Below are 19,321 nucleotides of genomic sequence, written 5' to 3'. Positions count from 1 at the left end.
CTTTTTTATGACTCTACTACTTCGTCTATATGCACATGCGACTGCTGGCTAAGAGCGATGATTTCACCGTTTTCCTCAAGCTGAACCATGGGGCGTGTAGGGTGAGCGGGATCAATGAAGATGATCTCCCCTATTTGACTGGATGTCAATCTCACTTTCGTTCCTGTAGAAAAGTTCGTCATCTCTTTGACGAAAAGCTGAATGACGGTATGATCATATCGTCCGAACTGTGCTTTTATAATTTCTTCTAACACTTTATAGGGAGACTGTTTTTTTCGGTAGACTCTTTCTGATGTCATTGCGTGATACATGTCGCTTACCGCAATGATCTGAGCGAATTGATGGATTTTATTCTGCCGTAACCCAAGCGGATAGCCGCTTCCATCCAGCCGCTCATGATGCTGAAGGATGCCCAGCTTCGCCTGGCTGCTTAAGGAAGGAATGTTTTCTACTAGGCGATAAGAGTAGGCTGCATGTTTTTTTACTTCTTCGTACTCCTCTTCATCGAGGGAGTTTGATTTATGTAAAACCCTCGTATCAATCCGTGCCATGCCGCAATCACTTAACAATCCGGCCAGCCCCGCCTGCAGCCAATCGCCGCGGGAATAGCCGAGCTTAGCCGCCAAATAGGCGGAAATCAAGCCCGTGGCTACGCTGTGATGGGCTAAGTAATTGGCTTCTGTTGAATAGTGATGAAGTAAGAAAACATCTCTAGTAGAGTGAACCGCTTGTTCGATCAAAGGGACCATAAAAGTTCGGATTTCCTTCATATCAATGGAGGAACCACCCTGCCAATGCTCAAACCATTGTTCATAAGATTTTACTGCTTCCAGGTAGTATTCGTGAAAGGAGAGATCTTTGGGTATTTCAGGTTTTTTCGTGTAGGCGTCTTGTCGTGGCGGAGACTTCTCTTTTTTGTCAGGAACAAATGGCTGGCCGTTTGAAAGCTTCGGTCCAACTTCTACAGCAGCGATAAGAAATTCATGTAAAACGTGGATATGTATAGGATCCAGTACCGTATGCTTAGGAATAATGGGAGAGTTTGTTTTTCCCTTCACGTCTTTCGTAAGGATGCACCCTGATATTAATTGGGAAGGATGGACTTCCATGGATTTCACCTCTTTTTTACTAAGTAAATATGTAAAAAAGAAGCCGCACTGCCTCATAACTGGCAGGCGGCTTCTTATAATAATGAATTACTCTTCTTCAGGCTTATCTTCTGGTAATACCGGATCGTTTGCATCTTCTTGAGAAGTTTCCTGGGCTTCTTGCGCCTCAAGAGCTTCTTCAATCAGCTCTTCTTCCTCTTTTTCAGACTCAATACGAGCAACGGTCGCGACTTCTTCTTCGTTCTGAAGACGAATGAGCCTGACCCCTTGTGTATTTCGCCCTGTCTCAGATATGCTTTCCACCGGCATACGGATGAGCACACCTTGCGCGGTAATGATCATGACATCTTCTTCACCCGTCACTGCTTTCGTAGCGACGACACGACCGTTTTTCTCGGTTAGATTACAAGTGATAATCCCTTTACCGCCACGGTTCGTAATTCGATAATCTTCAGCTGGCGTACGTTTACCGAACCCTTTGTTCGTGACCGTAAGAACTTGAAGATCGTCATGAATGATTTCCATGGACACGACTTTATCGTCTTCTCTTAGTGAGATTCCTTTAACTCCAGCAGCTGAACGGCCCATGGTACGGATTTGATCTTCATTAAAACGGATCACATAACCGTTTTGCGTTCCGATCATAATATCCTGCTCACCGTTCGTCAGCTTCACAGAAATCAATTCATCATCTTCGCGAAGGCCGAGTGCGATCAGTCCGCCTCTACGGATGTTAGCGAATTGAGAAATGCTTGTCCGTTTTGTGATTCCATTTTTCGTTGTGAAAATGAAATACCAGTCATCGACGAAATCTTCGACCGCGATTACGGCGTTGATCCATTCATCTCGTTCGATGTTCAGCATGTTGATGATTGGAATCCCCTTAGCTGTACGGCTGAACTCTGGAACTTCATATCCTTTAGCTTTATATACTTTTCCTTTATTGGAGAAGAACAGCAGCGTATTGTGCGTCGAGGTCGATAACAAGTGCTCGACGAAGTCTTCCTGGTGAGTTCCCATTCCTTGAACGCCGCGGCCGCCTCTGCGCTGAGAACGATACGTACTGGCAGGCAGACGTTTCACGTAACCCTGGTGGGTTAGTGATACGATGACGGTTTCTTCCGGGATCAAGTCTTCATCTTCAATAAAGTCTGTCCCGCCAAGCATGATTTCTGTACGACGCTCGTCATTGAAACGCTCTTTAATCTCAAGAAGCTCTTCCCGAATGATTTCGAGAACTTTTTCTTCATCTGCTAAAATAGCTTTCAATTCATCAATCAGCTTCTTAAGTTCTTGATATTCTTCTTCGATTTTTTCACGTTCTAAACCTGTAAGACGCTGCAGACGCATATCTAAAATCGCTTGAGCTTGTTTTTCAGAAAGTCCGAAGCGCTCAATCAAACCGTTTCGAGCGATTTCAGTCGTTTGGGAACCACGGATCAGTTTGATCACTTCATCCAAATGATCAAGAGCGATACGCAGCCCTTCTAAAATATGAGCTCTCGCTTCAGCCTTACGCAGTTCGTAAGCGGTACGGCGTTTGATGACGACTTTCTGGTGTTCTAAATAATATTCCAGGCACTGTTTTAAATTCAGAACCTTCGGCTGGCCATCTACAAGTGCGAGAATATTAATTCCAAATGACGTCTGCAAGGCCGTCATTTTATATAAGTTGTTCAGGAGTACGTTTGGATTCGCATCACGGCGAAGTTCTATGACGACACGCATACCGTTACGGTCGGATTCGTCACGAAGATCGGTAATCCCGTCGATTTTCTTATCGCGGGCCAGATCAGCGATTTTCTCTACGAGGCGGGCCTTGTTCACCTGGTAAGGAAGCTCTGTCACAATAAGGCGAGATTTCCCATTCGCCTGCTCCTCAATATCCACTTTTGCACGGATAGTAATCGAGCCTTTCCCAGTTTCATAGGCTTTCCTTATCCCGCTGATTCCAAGGATTTGGCCATGAGTAGGGAAATCAGGACCATAAATATATTCTTCCATCAGTTCCTGTACCGTAATATCAGGATCTTTACTTACAGCCAGCACGCCATCAATCACTTCACCGAGCTGATGGGGCGGAATGTTCGTAGCCATCCCGACGGCAATACCCGCTCCACCATTTACAAGGAGGTTAGGGAACCTGGCCGGCAATACGACAGGCTCTCTTTCTGTGCCGTCATAGTTATCTGCATAATCAATCGTATCTTTATTGATATCACGCAAAATCTCCATGGAAATCTTGGACATGCGCGCTTCCGTATAACGCATCGCAGCTGCCGCATCTCCATCGACAGAACCGAAGTTCCCATGTCCATCCACGAGCATGTTCCGATAAGCAAAATCCTGGGCCATACGCACCATCGTGTCGTATACCGCAGAGTCCCCGTGGGGGTGGTACTTACCGATAACCTCTCCTACGATACGAGCTGATTTCTTATAAGCTTTGTCCGAATGCATACCTAAGTCATGCATGGCGTACAAAATCCGCCGGTGAACCGGTTTTAAACCATCGCGCACATCAGGAAGGGCACGAGCAACGATTACACTCATAGCGTAATCCAGAAATGAAGTTCTCATTTCATTGCTTATATTCACTTCCTCGACGCGCTTGCGTTCGGGTTGATCGACCATTTCATTACCTCCTAGTTAACCTGCAGGGTCCACGTTAAAGCCGCCCTTATATTTCTTATATATCTAAGTTCTTCACGTACTGTGCGTTTTCTTCGATAAAGTTACGACGAGGCTCTACTTTATCGCCCATCAAAATATCAAAGGTTTCATCAGCACTGATCGCATCCTCAAGGTTTACTTGAAGAAGCGTCCGCGTTTCAGGGTCCATTGTCGTTTCCCACAGTTGTTCAGGGTTCATTTCACCAAGACCCTTATAGCGCTGGACACTTGGTTTTGGTGAGCTTGGCAGCTCTTTATAGATATCATCCAGCTGTTTATCACTGTACGTGTAATAGATCGATTTACCTTGCTGAATTTTATACAACGGCGGCTGGGCGATATAAATATAGCCATACTCGATCAATGGACGCATATAGCGATAGAAGAATGTAAGCAGCAAAGTCCGAATGTGAGCACCATCAACATCGGCATCCGTCATGATGACGATTTTATGATATCGGGCTTTTGCAATATCGAATTCTTCACCGATGCCTGTACCTAAAGCCGTTATGATCGTGCGTACTTCGTTATTCGATAAGATTTTGTCGAGACGGGCTTTCTCTACGTTGATGATTTTTCCACGTAACGGAAGAATCGCCTGGAAATGACGGTCTCGCCCTTGCTTAGCGGATCCTCCGGCGGAGTCACCCTCAACGACGTAAAGCTCAGATATATTCGCATCTTTAGAAGAGCAGTCCGCCAGTTTCCCTGGAAGGTTGGACACTTCAAGAGCGTTTTTCCGGCGTGTAAGCTCACGAGCTTTTTTAGCAGCCATACGTGCTCTGGAAGCCATCAATCCTTTTTCTACAACTTTCTTGGCGACATCAGGGTTTTCGAATAAGAATTTTGATAAACCTTCTGAAAACAAGCCGTCCGTAATGGTACGTGCTTCACTGTTCCCTAATTTCGTCTTCGTCTGACCTTCGAACTGGGGATCCGGATGTTTGATAGAAACAATAGCCGTTAACCCTTCGCGTACATCATCTCCGGTCAAATTAGGATCCGTCTCTTTGAACATATTATTTTTACGGGCATAGTCATTGATCACTCGAGTCAATCCCGTTTTAAAGCCAGATTCATGAGTTCCGCCTTCGTACGTATGAATGTTATTAGCATACGAATAAAGATTGCTCGCAAATCCATCGTTGTACTGCATCGCGATTTCAATTGAAATACCGTCCTGTTCATCTTCAATGAAAAATGCATCATGAAGAGGTTCACGTGTACGGTTCATATGTTCAACGTATGAAACGATCCCGCCTTCGTAATAATAAGCTTGTGGCTCCTGATCGCTCCGCTTATCGTCGATCGTAATCGTAAGTCCTTTGTTCAGGAAAGCGAGTTCGCGAATACGGTTAGCTAACGTCTCATAATTGTATTCCTTAGTCTCAGAGAAAATCTCTTCGTCCGGTACAAAGTGGATACGCGTCCCCGTAATCTCTGTATCACCGATTACTTTCAAATCTTCTTGAGGCACGCCTCGGTGGTATTCCTGGTAATGGATTTTTCCGTCTCTATGAACAAAGATTTCAAGCTTAGAAGAGAGCGCGTTTACGACAGAAGCCCCTACGCCATGCAGTCCTCCGGAGACCTTATAACCGCCGCCTCCGAACTTACCGCCTGCGTGAAGTACGGTCATAATAACTTCCACTGCCGGGCGGCCAGCTTTTTCGTGCATTCCTACAGGTACACCGCGCCCGTTATCCGTGACGGTAATACTGTTATCCTCTTCAATGATGACTTGAATTTGATCACAGTGACCGGCCATTGCTTCATCGATACTGTTATCGACGATTTCCCAAACAAGGTGATGGAGACCTTTCTCGTTCGTTGAACCGATATACATACCCGGGCGTTTTCGTACGGCTTCCAGCCCTTCTAGTACCTGTATCTGATTCTCATCATAAGCCTGGTTTCCCTCTAAAATATCTTCTTTCACGGTACGTCACCTACATTTCTCAATTGGTATATGCTCAAGCTTCAAATTCATCAGAAAAATCTTCTAATCTATTTAGAGTCGTCATCATATTTGCGCGTTTTTTCAACGTGTAAACAGATAACGGACTGAAATATATATAATCTTTTGTAATAACGATGGCTTTAGGGTCCGATTCTTTGGACTCTATCACTCGTTTTTCCTTCCTCTGGTTAAACACCATCTCTTCGATGATTGAGGAGGAACTCAACAAACTATGATCTACTATACTTACGACATCCTTCGACTGGATCACGTGATCATCCCCAATGTGAATGAACAACTTGTCACCTCATTTCTGAACTTCGATCGTTCCTTCTTTCACATGAAAAATCTCCGCCTCTTTCAAGGCTTCATGCTCTATACCATCGATGCTCGTTGTCGACACAAACGTTTGTACTTTTCCCTGGATGGTATGCAGTAAGTGGGACTGACGATAGTCATCAAGTTCACTTAACACATCGTCCAGCAATAGAATCGGATATTCTCCCACTTCGCTGTGAATCAATTCTATCTCAGCAAGTTTTAAAGAAAGGGCAGTCGTGCGCTGCTGGCCCTGGGATCCGAAAGTCTGTACATCTTTTCCATTTACATAAAAAACTAAATCGTCCCGATGTGGTCCAGCTAATGTTGTCCCGCGGTCGACCTCTTTATCTTCTATCTCTTTGAACTTTTCTTCAAAGCTTGCTTTTATTGTTTCCAAATTCATATCCTCTGATACTTTCACACTAGCAGAATAGGCGATTTCCAACGTTTCTAAGTCCCTGCTGATACCTTTATGGATGGGGGCAGCCCACGTTCTTAGAAGATGGAGGAATTTAAAACGGCGCTCGACAATCGTTGTGGCATGCTCAATGAGCTGATCTGTCAGTACACGCAGCATCGTCCGGTCAGCTCCCGATTTTCTTTGCAGCTCTTTCAAGGAGTGATTCCGCTGTCTGAGAATTTTCTGGAATTGACCGAGATGGTAAATATACCTCGGCTGGATTTGGCCGATTTCCATGTCAATAAACCGACGACGCACCTGAGGGCTCCCTTTGACAAGGTTCAAATCCTCAGGTGCAAACATGACCACATTGAGTGCGCCTATATAATCACTCAACCTTTTCTGTTCAATATGATTAAGCTTCGCTTTTTTCCCTTTTTTTGAATAAATGATCTCAAGAGGAAAGCGTCGATTCCGTTTATAGATACTACCTTTTATTTTAGCATACTCAGCGTCCCAGTGTATGAGTTCTTTATCACGAGGCGTTCGATGTGAACGAGTGAAAGCTAATGCATAAATGGCTTCCATCAAATTGGTTTTCCCCTGGGCGTTTTCACCAATGATGACATTGATCGTGTGGTTAAAGGTCAATGAGAGCTGATCATAATTTCTGAATGATCGCATCGACAATTCATTTAAGTACATCAGAAAAGGAAGCTGCCGGGACTATTCCTCCCGGACAACCTCATATGCTCCAAATGCAGGAATATTCACAACATCTCCCAGGTAAAGTTTTCGTCCGCGGCGCTGCTCTCGTTCACCATTGACGTAGACTTCAAATTCGTCTAGAAAAATTTTGACCATTCCTCCTGATTCCACTACGTTGCTCAATTTCAGAAACTTCCCGAGTGGAATGTATTCCGTAGATATTTCAATTCGTTCGCTCATATGTTCACCCTATTTTTCATGGTTTGTCTTATCTCTATTTTACTAAAGATATTGCTTTAAGAAAAGCAAACCGAAGAATATAACAGAAAATAGCTAAAATATCCGGTATTTTTTGGTTAAAACTAAAAAACCGCTATGATTTTTTAGTTCATAACGGATTTTTATATAACCATATTAAAAGTCGTTGTAGATTTTCATAAAAAGTTTTTCAAGGATATGGCAGGGGTGTTGAAGATTTAATTTCAGGATAACTGAGGTTCATTGCCGTATTAAGAGTCAGGAGTGGTTGGGAAGCTACTCGCTTTCCTGTGGGGGACCTGGCGAGCTTCCTCGGGCTAAAGCCCTGTGGGATCTCGCCTACTTCCTTCTCCCACGGGAGTCTCGCAGCTTCCCAACCACCCCATTCATAATCAAATGAACGAACCCCTGGCTAGGAGTATGAAGTTTACCTTTATCTCTTTAAAAAAGAATTTGCCCATTTATTTTCGGCAGCTTAGTTCTGAAACTATAAAGCTTGCCAACTAATGCATTTGAAAAAATTGTGGTACGGCCATTTAAACAGGGATGCTCCGATATTTATCATGGCTATTTTATGGAGCTGCTATTTTACATTGGAAATTTTCGTTCTACTAATTATCGCAAAGAGCTTCGGGAAATTGCGAGACTCCTGTGGGAAAAGAGTGCTTAGTGAGACCCCGCAGAGCGTCAGCTCGAGGAGGCTCACCGCGCTCCCACGGAAAGCGAGTGATTTCCCGAAGCTCTAAACTCTGTCAATCGTAACGAAAACATCCCGAAACTAAGTCTTCAAGCTAAGGAAGCTTATATACATAATAAAACTGAAATTTATCAGAACCTTATATAAAAATTAGTAAGTTCTCACTGGGAGAATCAATTGTAAGATTTGTTCATCATCGATCGGACGAATGAGGAATGGACGCATTGCCCCAGTGAACTCTATTTTCACTTGATCGTAATTGATGGCTTTTAAAGCATCCATCATATACTTCGCACTGAAAGATATTTTCAACTCTTCTCCATCAATTGAATCAGCGACAACTTCTTCTACTACGTTACCTACTTCAGGAGAATTTCCGTTGATTTCGATTTGATTCCCTTCCTGAGTAATCAAGCGAACAACATTATTCCGGTTTTCTTTAGCAAGTAAAGAAGCACGGTCAATCGACTGCAATAGTTCCTTCGTGTCGATTTTTACGGTCGTTTTACTCTCTTCTGGAATTAAACGTGACGTCTCAGGATAATTGCCGTCCAGTAAACGAGATAAGAAATAGAGATGTTTGGTTCTAAATAAGACCTGATTCTCCGTCACACTGATTTCAATAATATCTTCAGAGTCGGCAAGAATTTTATTCAATTCATTCAAGCTTTTACCTGGGATGACCACTGCAGGAATTTCTCCCTGCCCTTCCCTCTTCTCTAAGGGAATATTACGCGCTGCCAGACGGTGACTGTCCGTCGCTGTGAAATGAAGGTGATCATTTTCAAGTTTCACGTGTACTCCCGTCAAAATAGGACGAGTTTCTGAGGAGGAAACGGCGAATACGGTTTGGCGAATCAAACTCTTTAATAGATCGATAGGTAATTCAAAACTGTCCTCCGTATGTAATTGAGGCAGTTGTGGATACTCTTCTGCGTCCTGGCCATTTAAGTGAAACTCAGCTTTACCAGAGCGAATCGTTACATTCCGTTTATCATCACTTTCAATATCTATATCTTTTTGAGGTAGTTTACGTACGATATCCGGGAAATACTTAGCCTGAAGTACAATGCTTCCTGGTTCAATATTTTCTACATATACAATTCCATCTTCTTCTGCAGGAATAAAAGATTCAATCGAAATATCTGAATCACTACCTGTTAATTTCACTCCATCTTGAGTGGCTTCTAATTTTATGCCTGTAAGAATTGGAATCGTCGTTCTCGACGATATGGCTTTCATTACATTTTGTACGCTCTCCATTAATTGTTCTCTTTGAATTGAAAATTTCATGGAAGAAACTCCTCCTGTATATATATTAATTATTATTAAAAAAGTAGTAATAGAAGTAATAGGCGCTGTGGATTTGTGGATAACCTTTATTTTAACATGTCACCCGCGTCTATCCACATGTGGATAGACTGTTGATGGGTGTGTTCTACTTATACACATTATCCAGAACTAGTGAGCTTTCAATTGTTCTGTGATTTCATCCAGCTCTTTTTGCAGTTTTTGGTCCGTCGCCATCAATTTTGAAATTTTTTCATGAGCATGGATGACTGTCGTATGGTCTCTGCCTCCGAATTCTTCACCGATCTTCGGCAGAGAAAAATCTGTTAACTCTCTTGATAGATACATAGCTATTTGACGTGGAAAGGCTATAGATTTTGTACGTTTCTTAGCTGGGAAATCCTCTAAACGAATATTATATTTTTCCCCGACCATCTCCTGGATCGCCTCAATAGTAATGACTCTAGGCTTAGAGCTTGGAATAATATCTTTCAACGCTTCCGCAGCAAGTGACGCATTAATATCGCTATTGATCAGTGAAGAATAAGCAACAACGCGGATAAGCGCACCTTCTAATTCGCGAATGTTCGTATCAATCTGGTTGGCGATATAGAGCATCACTTCATTAGGAATATCAAGACCTTCTGCCTTCGCTTTTTTCCGAAGGATAGCGATTCTCGTTTCTAAATCAGGAGGTGTGATATCCGTAATCAATCCCCATTCAAAACGAGAACGCAGGCGGTCTTCTAATGTTGGTATTTCTTTTGGCGGACGATCACTGGAAATGACGATCTGTTTACTTTCTTCATGGAGTGTATTGAACGTATGGAAAAATTCTTCCTGTGTTTGTTCTTTTCCTGCCAGGAACTGAATATCATCAATGAGAAGAACGTCGACACTACGGTATTTATTCCGAAAATTGACCGCTCTGTTGTCTCGGATCGAGTTGATGAACTCATTTGTGAATTTTTCCGACGATAAATAGACAACCTTCGCATTCGGATTGTGATCGAGCACATAATGACCGATCGCATGCATCAAGTGGGTTTTACCCAGCCCGACTCCCCCGTAAATAAACAAAGGGTTATAAGCTTTTGCCGGAGCTTCTGCAACTGCAAGGGATGCGGCATGCGCAAAACGGTTGCCTGAACCAATGACAAAGGTATCGAAAGTATACTTGGAATTCAGCATACTTTGAGTAGATTCTTCATTACCGTTTCTAACATTAGGCACCTTTTTATCAGCAAGCTTCACATCTTCCAGCTGATCGTCCTTTGATTCCGGGATGATGAATTTAGTCGATAATTCTGCTCCCGTCACTTCTTGAAGAGTCTCCGTAATCAATCCTTCATATTGATTTTCCAGCCAATCCCGTGCGAATTCATTTGGAGCTACAATGGTCAAAGTATTCTCATTGAGAGAATCGGCTTTGGTCGCTTTTAACCACGTTTCAAAACTGGGTTTACTTATTTTTTCTTTCATTTGCTCTAAGGTGTTATCCCATAGTTCATGTATATTCTCCAAGTTTTCACCCCTTCCGCCTATCTTTTTAAAAAATAAAAAAACCTTTCGTTCTCTTTTTCGAACGTAATCAAAAGATCGAAAGGACGTTGTATAATATTTGTACAATGCTGGATACCCTGAAACTAGAGAGGATCTGTGGACGTTTGCACACTTTTATAAAAAGGTTTTTTAATGTTGTTATCATTATCCACATAACTGTTGATAAGTTTTTAAACAAGGATGTTAGTAAATGTCCACACGTTATCCACAACCTGTGAATAGTTTTACTTGCCGTTTCTTGTCATTCACAGTTAAACACAAATATAATACCAGATAAAGACACTTCTTGCAATGGTTCACGGTAACTTATCCACAACCTCAACAACTTGTAGATAATATCTTTCCACAGTACTAGATTTTGTGATTAACTTGTCGATATTTGTTGTGGATACTCTGAAAAGGTCTGAAAAACTATACACACCCCCTGTGAATGTTCTTTAAAAAAGTTCAAATATCGACACAAAATCTGTTGTGTAACAGGATCTGTTATATAACGCCTTTGACTTTTGAGAGATTAATAGAAGGAATATAGTGATTGACATAAAGTAGAGGATTGATTATAATTGTCGGGACTGCCTTTTAAATGTATGTAGTGGAATTTTTTCAGGAGGTGTATATATAATGAAACGCACATTTCAACCAAATACTCGTAAGCGCAAGAAAGTACACGGTTTCCGCAGCCGCATGAGCTCAAAGAATGGTCGCAACGTTCTTGCTCGTCGTCGTCGTAAAGGAAGAAAAGTATTATCAGCCTAGGCCACTGAAGCAATCAGTGGTCTTTTTTCTAGTTTAAGTTCAAATTGAGCGTGAGCGCTTTTCTTTTCGGAGGTTCAGGAGTCCATGAAGAAAACTTATCGAATCAAAAAAAATAAAGAATTCCAGAAAGTATTTCAACATGGTCAGTCATTCGCCAATAGACAGCTTGTCCTCTATTATTTAAAGAAGGATCAGAGCCATTTTCGTATCGGATTATCGGTCAGTAAAAAGATCGGACATGCCGTGATGAGAAATCAGATCAAAAGGTACTTAAGGCAGGCTTTTCATGAATTGGAAGAGAACATAAAGCCTGAATATGATTTAGTAGTCATTGCCAGAAAACCGACCCATCAAATGGACTTTCATGAAATTAAGAGTAGCTTGACCCATGTTTTGTATAAGTCAAAGCTTTTAGATAAGAAGTCGCGAAACTGACAAATTGTTATAGTCATTCCCTATGGAAAAGTGCTACACTATTCTATAGTGAAATGTGAATGTGTAAGGAGGAAGGACGTTGCGTAACAAATGGATAGCATTACTTGCGATGACAGGTGTGCTTACGTTCTTATCCGGGTGTACCGAGGTCAATCAGGAAATCACCGAGGATAGTACAGGTTTTTGGAATGAATATATAGTTTTTCCGTTATCTCAAACGCTTCAATTTTTTGCCGATTCTACGAATGGAAGCTATGGCTTATCGATTATTATCGTGACCATCATCATTCGTCTGGTATTGCTGCCTTTGAACGTCAAACAGTTGAAAAGTTCAAAAGCTATGCAGGAGATTCAGCCTCAATTGCAGGAGCTTCGTTCTAAGTACAGCTCAAAAGATGCTCAGTCTCAGCAGAAACTGCAGCAGGAAACGATGCAGCTCTTCCAGAAAAATGGGGTCAACCCACTGGCTGGTTGTTTGCCAATTATTGTACAAATGCCGGTATTGATCGGGTTTTACCACGCGATCATGCGAACAGAAACCATTCAAACACACGATTTTCTATGGCTGCAGCTAGGTACAGCTGATCCGTTCTTAGCGATTTTGACAGCAGCTACAACATTCTTACAGCAAAAATTAATGATGGCCGGAGGGGCCGCCATGCAGAACCCGCAAATGCAGATGATGCTTTATATTATGCCGCTTATGATCGGGACATTTGCATTCTTCTTCCCTTCAGCCCTAGCTTTATACTGGATCGTCGGTAACATCGTTATGATCTTACAAACCCTGTTCATTCGTAAGCCAATGATGAAAGATACGACAGGAGGCGCAGCTAAGTGAAGCAATTGACTGCTACTGGAACTACAGTGGAAGAAGCGGTCCAATCAGCACTAGACCAGTTACAAACATCAAAGGACCAGGTAAACGTAGACGTCATTGATGAAGGTAAAAAAGGATTTTTTGGAGTTTTTGGAACGAAACCTGCTATCGTGAAAGTTTCAATTGCGAAGGATCCCGTGCAGGAGGCCGAATCATTCATCTTAGAAGTAGCAGAGCAGATGGGGGCACCTGTCCAGGTCAAAACCGAATCGAACGGCCGTGAAATTTCCATCGAAATGATCGGTGAAAAAATCGCTATGTTGATCGGAAAACGTGGACAAACATTGAACTCATTGCAATCTCTTGCCCAGCTAGCTGTTAACCGGGATACCGATCAGTTTTATACGGTCATCCTGGACGCTGAGAATTACCGCGCCAGGCGTAAAGAAACATTGGAAACCTTAGCCCGGCGTCTCGCTGATAAAGCGGTACGAATCGGGGAACCGGTTAACTTAGAACCAATGCCATCGTATGAAAGAAAAATTATTCATGCGGCCCTGCAAAATAATCAAAACGTCGAGACGGATTCTGCTGGGAGAGATCCTAAGCGCCATATAGTCATCCGTCCGTTATAGTTTAAAATACTTCTGTCAAACCCTTTGGCAGGAGTATTTTTTTGTTTTCTATTTTAGATACGAATTTCTGTGTTGATGATGTTCGTACTGTTTCCGTTATGTTTGACAGCGTTTGGAGATCCGGGAAATCACTCGCTTTCCTTGGGAGCGCGGTGGGCCTTCTCTAGCTAAAACGTATTTAAAACTATAAAGCTATAACCAAATCACTGGACTAGGATAATCCGTAAATTATTAAGAAGGTTGTTATTCAAGCGATTTCGATAACCAAATATATTTTAAGGATATTACTTCTTTTGAAAGCGAAGGATTTTCATTCAACGGCGTCCAATATAACGATTTTTATAGAGACTCTCCCAATTGAAGCTAAAGTTGTTTCCGTTTCTCTCAACTATCGCAAAAAGGGTCGGGAAATTGCGAGACTCCTATGGGAAAATAGTACATGGTGAGATCCCGGAGGGCGTTAGCCCGAGGAAGCTCACCGTACCCCCATGGAAAGCGAGTGATTTCCCGACCCTTCAGACTTCATTCTTGTTAACGGAAACTGATTATTTAGTGAAGCTTATAAAATTTCAACACGGAAATTTTAAAGCCTATATAAAAGAAATAGGGAATAAAAGAAAAAAGTTATACACATGTGGATAAAATGAATAATAGACTTCCCAAAACACCCTGACATGTGTTAATCTAATTTGTTAGTGAGTTTAATTTTACCCCCGTGTGGATAACTATAAATAAAAAAGTTCAGAAAAGGAGGTGACCGCCTGTGGAAATGGATACGATTACTGCGATATCGACTCCAATGGGAGAAGGTGCGATTGCAATCGTCCGATTAAGCGGTCCAGAAGCTGTTTCGATTGCAGCATCCCTTTTTCAAGGGAAAGATTTAAAAGAAGTGGAATCTCATACGATGCACTACGGAAAGCTGATCGATAGAAAAACGGAAGAAGTCGCGGAAGAAGTTATGGTTTCTGTTATGAAAGCCCCAAAAACATTTACTCGTGAAGACGTAGTTGAAATCAACTGCCATGGCGGACTAGTCTCCGTTAATCGTGTACTCGAAATCGTACTCGAAAGCGGCGCGCGCTTAGCCGAGCCGGGAGAATTTACGAAGCGTGCATTCATGAATGGACGAATCGACCTTTCCCAGGCGGAAGCCGTCATGGACTTGATCCGGGCCAAAACCGATCGTGCGATGAGTGTAGCTTTAAAACAGATGGACGGACGTTTATCGAATCTCATTCAAGAACTCCGTCAAAAACTGCTGGAAACTCTCGCTCACGTTGAAGTGAACATCGACTATCCCGAGTACGATGATGTCGAAGAAATGTCGAACGAGATGATGCGTGAGAAAACAAAAGAAGTCCTTGAAGAAGTAGAAAAATTACTTGCAACCGCACGCCAGGGAAAAATCTTGCGAGAAGGACTGGGAACAGCGATCATCGGCCGTCCAAATGTCGGAAAATCATCTCTTATGAACGCCCTCGTCCATGAAAATAAAGCAATTGTCACCGAAGTGCCAGGCACGACCAGGGACGTCATCGAAGAATACGTCAACGTTCGCGGAGTACCGCTCCGCCTTATCGACACAGCCGGCATAAGAGAAACAGAAGACATCGTCGAACGCATCGGTGTTGAACGCTCAAGACAAGTATTAAAAGAAGCGGACCTCATCCTCCTCGTGTTAAACTATGGAGATGAGCTCACCGAAGAAGATAAGAAACTTTTCGAAGCCGTAGAAGACCTGAATATCATCGTGATCGTCAACAAGATGGACTTAGAACCAAAGCTTGACCTTGATGAAGTAAAAGGGTTGGCAGCTGATCATCCGGTTATTTCAACAGCACTCATACGTGAGGAAGGCATCGATCAGCTCGAAAACGCTATCGCTGATACGTTCTTTGAAGGTGATCTGGATACCGGCGACATGACCTACGTCTCGAACGTCCGTCACGTGCAATTATTAAAACAGGCGAAACAATCCCTTGAAGATGCCCAGGAAGGCATGGAGATGGGCGTGCCGATCGATGTTGTGCAAATAGACGTGACGAGAACGTGGGAACTGCTTGGAGAAATCATCGGTGATGCGGTACATGAAAGTTTAATTGACCAACTGTTTTCACAGTTTTGCTTAGGGAAATAAATTATTTAAAGGAGAGACGACCAAAATGACTTACGATGCAGGGCATTATGATGTAATTGTTATTGGTGCCGGTCATGCTGGAGTGGAAGCTGGGATTGCCGCTGCAAAACGCGGAGCAAAAACCCTTATGCTTACACTGAACTTAGATTTGGTTGCGTTTATGCCGTGTAACCCGTCTATCGGCGGGCCGGCCAAAGGTGTAGTAGTCCGGGAAATTGATGCTCTTGGCGGTGCGATGGGTAAAGTGATTGATAAAACACATATCCAAATGCGCCTGTTGAATACGAGAAAAGGACCTGCCGTTCGTGCGCTCCGCGCGCAGGCAGACAAGCCTCTTTATATAAAAGAAATGAAACGTGTACTTGAGACGCAGGAGAACTTGACCTTGCGTCAAGCAATGGTTGAGAAACTGCTTGTGGAAGATGATCAAATCAAAGGGGTTGTCACGGAAACGAAAGCCGTGTATTACGCTCCGACCGTCATTGTGACGACAGGAACGTTCATGCGAGGCCGTGTCATCATCGGAGATCTTTCTTATGAAAGTGGACCGAATAACCAGCGTACTTCTGTTTCTCTTTCTGAGCAGTTAGAAGAGCTTGGAATCGAAATGGTCCGTTTTAAAACAGGCACGCCGATGCGTGTGAACAGCCGTACGATCGACTATTCAAAGACCGAAATACAGCCTGGTGAACAAGAACCGCGTTTCTTTTCTTATGAAACGACAGAATTCATCACTGATCAGATTCCATGCTGGTTGACGTATACAAACGAGCATACACACAAAGTGATTAATGATAACCTCGGACTGTCGGCGATGTATTCAGGAATGATTAAAGGGACTGGACCGCGATATTGTCCATCCATTGAAGATAAAATCGTCCGTTTCAACGATAAGCCGCGTCACCAGATTTTCTTAGAGCCTGAAGGAAGAGACACGGAAGAAGTTTACGTGCAAGGTCTTTCTACGTCATTGCCTGAGTATATCCAAAAGGAAATGATGGAGACCGTTCCTGGTTTAGAGAATGCGGAAATTATGCGAGCGGGCTATGCGATTGAATATGATTCTGTCGTACCGACGACTCTATGGCCGACGCTTGAAACGAAAAAAATCAGCGGCCTGTTTACTGCAGGTCAACTTAATGGCACGTCTGGCTATGAGGAAGCGGCAGGTCAAGGCTTGATGGCAGGAATTAATGCAGCGGCAAAAGCATTGGATCTTGAATCATTAATTCTCGACCGTTCCCAAGGATATATCGGCGTCATGATCGATGACCTTGTCACAAAAGGAACGGATGAACCTTATCGACTTCTGACTTCTCGTGCAGAATTCCGTCTGATGCTTCGTCATGACAATGCCGATATGCGCTTAACAGAAATCGGCCATCAAGTAGGGACGATCTCAGACGAGCGTTACGAGCGCTTCTTAGAGAAAAAACGCTTGATTGAAGAAGAAAAAAACCGCTTAGATCAAGTGATGCTGAAACCGACCGAAGACGTTCAGGCGGCGATTGAGTCATCAGGGGGCAGCCCATTAAAAGAAGCGGTCCGAGCTCTCGATTTACTCCGCCGTCCGGAAATGAAATATGATGTCATTGCAAGTGTGACGCCTAGTGAGCGTCCTTTAGCCGAGGATGTTACCGAGCAAGTGGAAATTCAGGTGAAGTACGCTGGATATATTAAAAAAGCGCTGGAGCAAATAGAACGCATGCGTAAAATGGAATCGAAAACGATCCCTGAAGACATCGATTACGATGATATCAATGGATTGGCTACAGAAGCACGCGACCGTCTGAAGAAAGTCCGTCCGCTTTCTGTCGGCCAAGCCTCAAGGGTATCAGGCGTGAATCCAGCTGACGTTTCTATTCTCCTCGTTTATATCGAACAAGGGAAAATCGCCCGCGTTTCTGGCGAGTAGTGAAAGGATGACTCCATGGATATCAACACCTTTCTATCTGCCTTGCAAAAGCAAGGCATTGAACTAGACGAACATCAGCAAAAACAGTTCGAGCAATATTTTGAGATTTTAGTAGAGTGGAACGAAAAAATGAATTTAACAGCGATCACGGATCAGGAAGGTGTTTATTTGAAACATTTTTATGATTCGCTGACAGCCGCGTTTTATCATGATTTCACAAAGCCGCTGCGTATTTGCGATGTAGGTGCGGGGGCCGGATTTCCGAGTCTCCCATTAAAAATCGCTTTTCCTCAATTGAAAGTGACAATTGTCGACTCCCTCAAGAAGCGGATCACCTTTTTGAATCACTTAGCCCATGAGCTTGGGCTGAAAGATGTCGCTTTTTATCATGACCGTGCTGAAAATTTCGGAAAAAATCCTAAGTTTCGTGAAGGCTATGATCTCGTCATGGCCAGAGCCGTGGCACGCATGTCCGTGCTAAGCGAGCTTTGCCTGCCGCTTACTGCCAAAGGCGGTCATTTTCTAGCCATGAAAGGCCCGAACCTGGCGGAAGAGATGGAAGATGCGAACGTTGCGATTCAGACGGTCGGAGGAGAAGTAGTCAGTGTGAATACGTTCAAGCTGCCTGAAGAAGACAGCGAACGCAACATCGCGCTGATTGAAAAACGCCGTAAAACGCCGAAGAAATATCCAAGAAAAGCTGGTACGCCTAATAAAGAACCGATCGAATAATGAAAACCCCTCTATTTCCCAGGAAATAGAGGGGTTTTTTGTGGAAGATTATTGGAGCACTCTTATCGTTCTTCAATTAATTTCAACAGCTCTTCATTGAATTTATCGCGTTCATCATAAATCAGCCCGTGTCCGCTATCTTCAAATGAAATCAATGTTGAACTAGGAATTCTCTTCTCAAGTTCCAGAGCGAAGTTATATTCACAGATTTCATCTAGCTTACCGTGCATGATCACAGTCGGAACTTTGATTTGATCTAGTTCACCACGTAAATCTTCGTCCCTTAAGGAAGCAGCACAGGCGATTGTGCCGTGGGCGGAGGCTTGTAACCCTAACCCGAGAAACCATTCTTTTAATGGTTCTGAAACACGAGTATTGTAGAAATTTGTACCGAAATCCGCCAAAGCGGCCGGGCGATCCTGTGTAATTCCATAAATCAGACCATCTACTTCTTCCTTATGCAAACCGTAAGCGTACCCATCACGCTGTGTAAAGCTTGGGGCAGCTGCTCCGATCAAAATTAGTTTAGCTAACTGATCATTTGCATATTTTGTCGCATAGCGAATGGAAATAGGGCCTCCCATTGAAAAACCTGCTAAATAGAAATTCTCCAGCTGTAAGTATTCTACGATGATTTTAATGTCATGAGCGAGTGTGTCGTAATCATATCCATAGGAAGGCTTGTCGGATTTTCCGAAACCCCGTAAGTCAATACCTATAAAACGGTATCCATTTTGAGGAAGTACGTTCATTTGATATTCGAACATTTCGTGATTGAGCGGCCAGCCATGGATGAATACGATCGGCTGTCCTTCTCCTATATCTTGTACAAATAATTCGACATGATGATCAACTTCAATATAATGGGACATAGATACAATCTCCTTTATTGAATAATATTCCATATTC

At 43.1% G+C, this 19,321-nt stretch carries 16 protein-coding genes; 7 read left to right on the top strand and 9 right to left on the bottom strand.

Annotated elements, in window-relative coordinates:
* Window positions 1-5: 5 nt before the first annotated feature.
* The 8 genes from LF817_RS12855 to dnaA form a co-directional block, all read right to left on the bottom strand.
* Entirely contained in the window at window positions 6-1,109 is a 1,104-nt protein-coding gene (locus tag LF817_RS12855; RefSeq protein ID WP_253936224.1) for an HD-GYP domain-containing protein, read from the bottom strand.
* 87 nt (window positions 1,110-1,196) lie between these two features.
* Window positions 1,197-3,743 (bottom strand): DNA gyrase subunit A, encoded by a 2,547-nt coding sequence (gene gyrA, locus LF817_RS12850; RefSeq protein WP_253936223.1) that lies wholly within the window; start codon window positions 3,741-3,743, stop codon window positions 1,197-1,199.
* A gap of 55 nt (window positions 3,744-3,798) precedes the next feature.
* Window positions 3,799-5,721 (bottom strand): DNA topoisomerase (ATP-hydrolyzing) subunit B, encoded by a 1,923-nt coding sequence (gyrB, locus tag LF817_RS12845; RefSeq protein ID WP_253936222.1) that lies wholly within the window; start codon window positions 5,719-5,721, stop codon window positions 3,799-3,801.
* A 34-nt stretch (window positions 5,722-5,755) separates the two neighbouring features.
* Complete coding sequence (gene remB / locus LF817_RS12840; protein ID WP_253936221.1) at window positions 5,756-6,040, bottom strand: extracellular matrix regulator RemB; 285 nt, start codon at window positions 6,038-6,040, stop codon at window positions 5,756-5,758.
* Between the two features lie 9 nt (window positions 6,041-6,049).
* Entirely contained in the window at window positions 6,050-7,168 is a 1,119-nt protein-coding gene (recF, locus tag LF817_RS12835; RefSeq protein ID WP_253936220.1) for a DNA replication/repair protein RecF, read from the bottom strand.
* 21 nt (window positions 7,169-7,189) lie between these two features.
* The gene (yaaA, locus tag LF817_RS12830; RefSeq protein WP_253936219.1) at window positions 7,190-7,411 is read right to left on the bottom strand and encodes a S4 domain-containing protein YaaA; all 222 of its coding nucleotides are present in this window, start codon (window positions 7,409-7,411) and stop codon (window positions 7,190-7,192) included.
* 865 nt (window positions 7,412-8,276) lie between these two features.
* Window positions 8,277-9,419, bottom strand: a complete 1,143-nt coding sequence (gene dnaN, locus LF817_RS12825; protein ID WP_253936218.1) for a DNA polymerase III subunit beta — start codon at window positions 9,417-9,419, stop codon at window positions 8,277-8,279.
* 168 nt (window positions 9,420-9,587) lie between these two features.
* Window positions 9,588-10,940 carry a chromosomal replication initiator protein DnaA gene (gene dnaA, locus LF817_RS12820; RefSeq protein WP_253936217.1) on the bottom strand — a complete coding sequence of 451 codons (1,353 nt, stop codon included), beginning with the start codon at window positions 10,938-10,940 and terminating at the stop codon, window positions 9,588-9,590.
* 660 nt (window positions 10,941-11,600) lie between these two features.
* Here dnaA and rpmH point away from each other — a divergent pair.
* From rpmH to rsmG, 7 genes are all read left to right on the top strand, one after another.
* Window positions 11,601-11,735 carry a 50S ribosomal protein L34 gene (gene rpmH / locus LF817_RS12815; protein ID WP_253936216.1) on the top strand — a complete coding sequence of 45 codons (135 nt, stop codon included), beginning with the start codon at window positions 11,601-11,603 and terminating at the stop codon, window positions 11,733-11,735.
* An 84-nt stretch (window positions 11,736-11,819) separates the two neighbouring features.
* The gene (rnpA, locus tag LF817_RS12810) at window positions 11,820-12,170 is read left to right on the top strand and encodes a ribonuclease P protein component (protein ID WP_253936215.1); all 351 of its coding nucleotides are present in this window, start codon (window positions 11,820-11,822) and stop codon (window positions 12,168-12,170) included.
* Between the two features lie 79 nt (window positions 12,171-12,249).
* Entirely contained in the window at window positions 12,250-13,011 is a 762-nt protein-coding gene (gene spoIIIJ, locus LF817_RS12805; protein ID WP_253936214.1) for a YidC family membrane integrase SpoIIIJ, read from the top strand.
* Window positions 13,008-13,625 carry an RNA-binding cell elongation regulator Jag/EloR gene (gene jag / locus LF817_RS12800; protein WP_253936213.1) on the top strand — a complete coding sequence of 206 codons (618 nt, stop codon included), beginning with the start codon at window positions 13,008-13,010 and terminating at the stop codon, window positions 13,623-13,625. The genes spoIIIJ and jag overlap by 4 nt, the downstream gene beginning before the upstream one ends.
* A gap of 763 nt (window positions 13,626-14,388) precedes the next feature.
* On the top strand, window positions 14,389-15,765 hold the full coding sequence (mnmE, locus tag LF817_RS12795) for a tRNA uridine-5-carboxymethylaminomethyl(34) synthesis GTPase MnmE (protein WP_253936212.1): 1,377 nt from the start codon (window positions 14,389-14,391) through the stop codon (window positions 15,763-15,765).
* A gap of 25 nt (window positions 15,766-15,790) precedes the next feature.
* Window positions 15,791-17,680: a tRNA uridine-5-carboxymethylaminomethyl(34) synthesis enzyme MnmG gene (mnmG, locus tag LF817_RS12790; RefSeq protein WP_253936211.1), complete on the top strand. Its 1,890-nt coding sequence runs from the start codon at window positions 15,791-15,793 to the stop codon at window positions 17,678-17,680.
* A 15-nt stretch (window positions 17,681-17,695) separates the two neighbouring features.
* Window positions 17,696-18,412: a 16S rRNA (guanine(527)-N(7))-methyltransferase RsmG gene (gene rsmG / locus LF817_RS12785; protein ID WP_253936210.1), complete on the top strand. Its 717-nt coding sequence runs from the start codon at window positions 17,696-17,698 to the stop codon at window positions 18,410-18,412.
* 62 nt (window positions 18,413-18,474) lie between these two features.
* Here rsmG and LF817_RS12780 read toward each other — a convergent pair whose 3' ends face one another.
* Complete coding sequence (locus LF817_RS12780) at window positions 18,475-19,284, bottom strand: alpha/beta fold hydrolase (protein WP_253936209.1); 810 nt, start codon at window positions 19,282-19,284, stop codon at window positions 18,475-18,477.
* Window positions 19,285-19,321: the final 37 nt, after the last annotated feature.

The sequence above is a fragment of the Halobacillus sp. A1 genome (genome assembly GCF_024189295.1).
Classification (GTDB): domain Bacteria; phylum Bacillota; class Bacilli; order Bacillales; family Halobacillaceae; genus Halobacillus_A.
The sequence above is the reverse complement of the archived record's forward strand: the minus strand, read 5'-3'. Positions and strand labels throughout refer to the sequence as shown.

Excerpts from the sequence above, each read along its gene's own strand:
- gyrA (WP_253936223.1), bottom strand. The coding sequence starts at position 3,743 with ATGGTCGATCAACCCGAACGCAAGCGCGTCGAGGAAGTGAATATAAGC.
- rsmG (WP_253936210.1), top strand. The coding sequence starts at position 17,696 with ATGGATATCAACACCTTTCTATCTGCCTTGCAAAAGCAAGGCATTGAA.
- mnmG (WP_253936211.1), top strand. The coding sequence starts at position 15,791 with ATGACTTACGATGCAGGGCATTATGATGTAATTGTTATTGGTGCCGGT.
- dnaN (WP_253936218.1), bottom strand. The coding sequence starts at position 9,419 with ATGAAATTTTCAATTCAAAGAGAACAATTAATGGAGAGCGTACAAAAT.
- yaaA (WP_253936219.1), bottom strand. The coding sequence starts at position 7,411 with ATGAGCGAACGAATTGAAATATCTACGGAATACATTCCACTCGGGAAG.
- rnpA (WP_253936215.1), top strand. The coding sequence starts at position 11,820 with ATGAAGAAAACTTATCGAATCAAAAAAAATAAAGAATTCCAGAAAGTA.
- LF817_RS12855 (WP_253936224.1), bottom strand. The coding sequence starts at position 1,109 with ATGGAAGTCCATCCTTCCCAATTAATATCAGGGTGCATCCTTACGAAA.
- recF (WP_253936220.1), bottom strand. The coding sequence starts at position 7,168 with ATGTACTTAAATGAATTGTCGATGCGATCATTCAGAAATTATGATCAG.
- rpmH (WP_253936216.1), top strand. The coding sequence starts at position 11,601 with ATGAAACGCACATTTCAACCAAATACTCGTAAGCGCAAGAAAGTACAC.
- LF817_RS12780 (WP_253936209.1), bottom strand. The coding sequence starts at position 19,284 with ATGTCCCATTATATTGAAGTTGATCATCATGTCGAATTATTTGTACAA.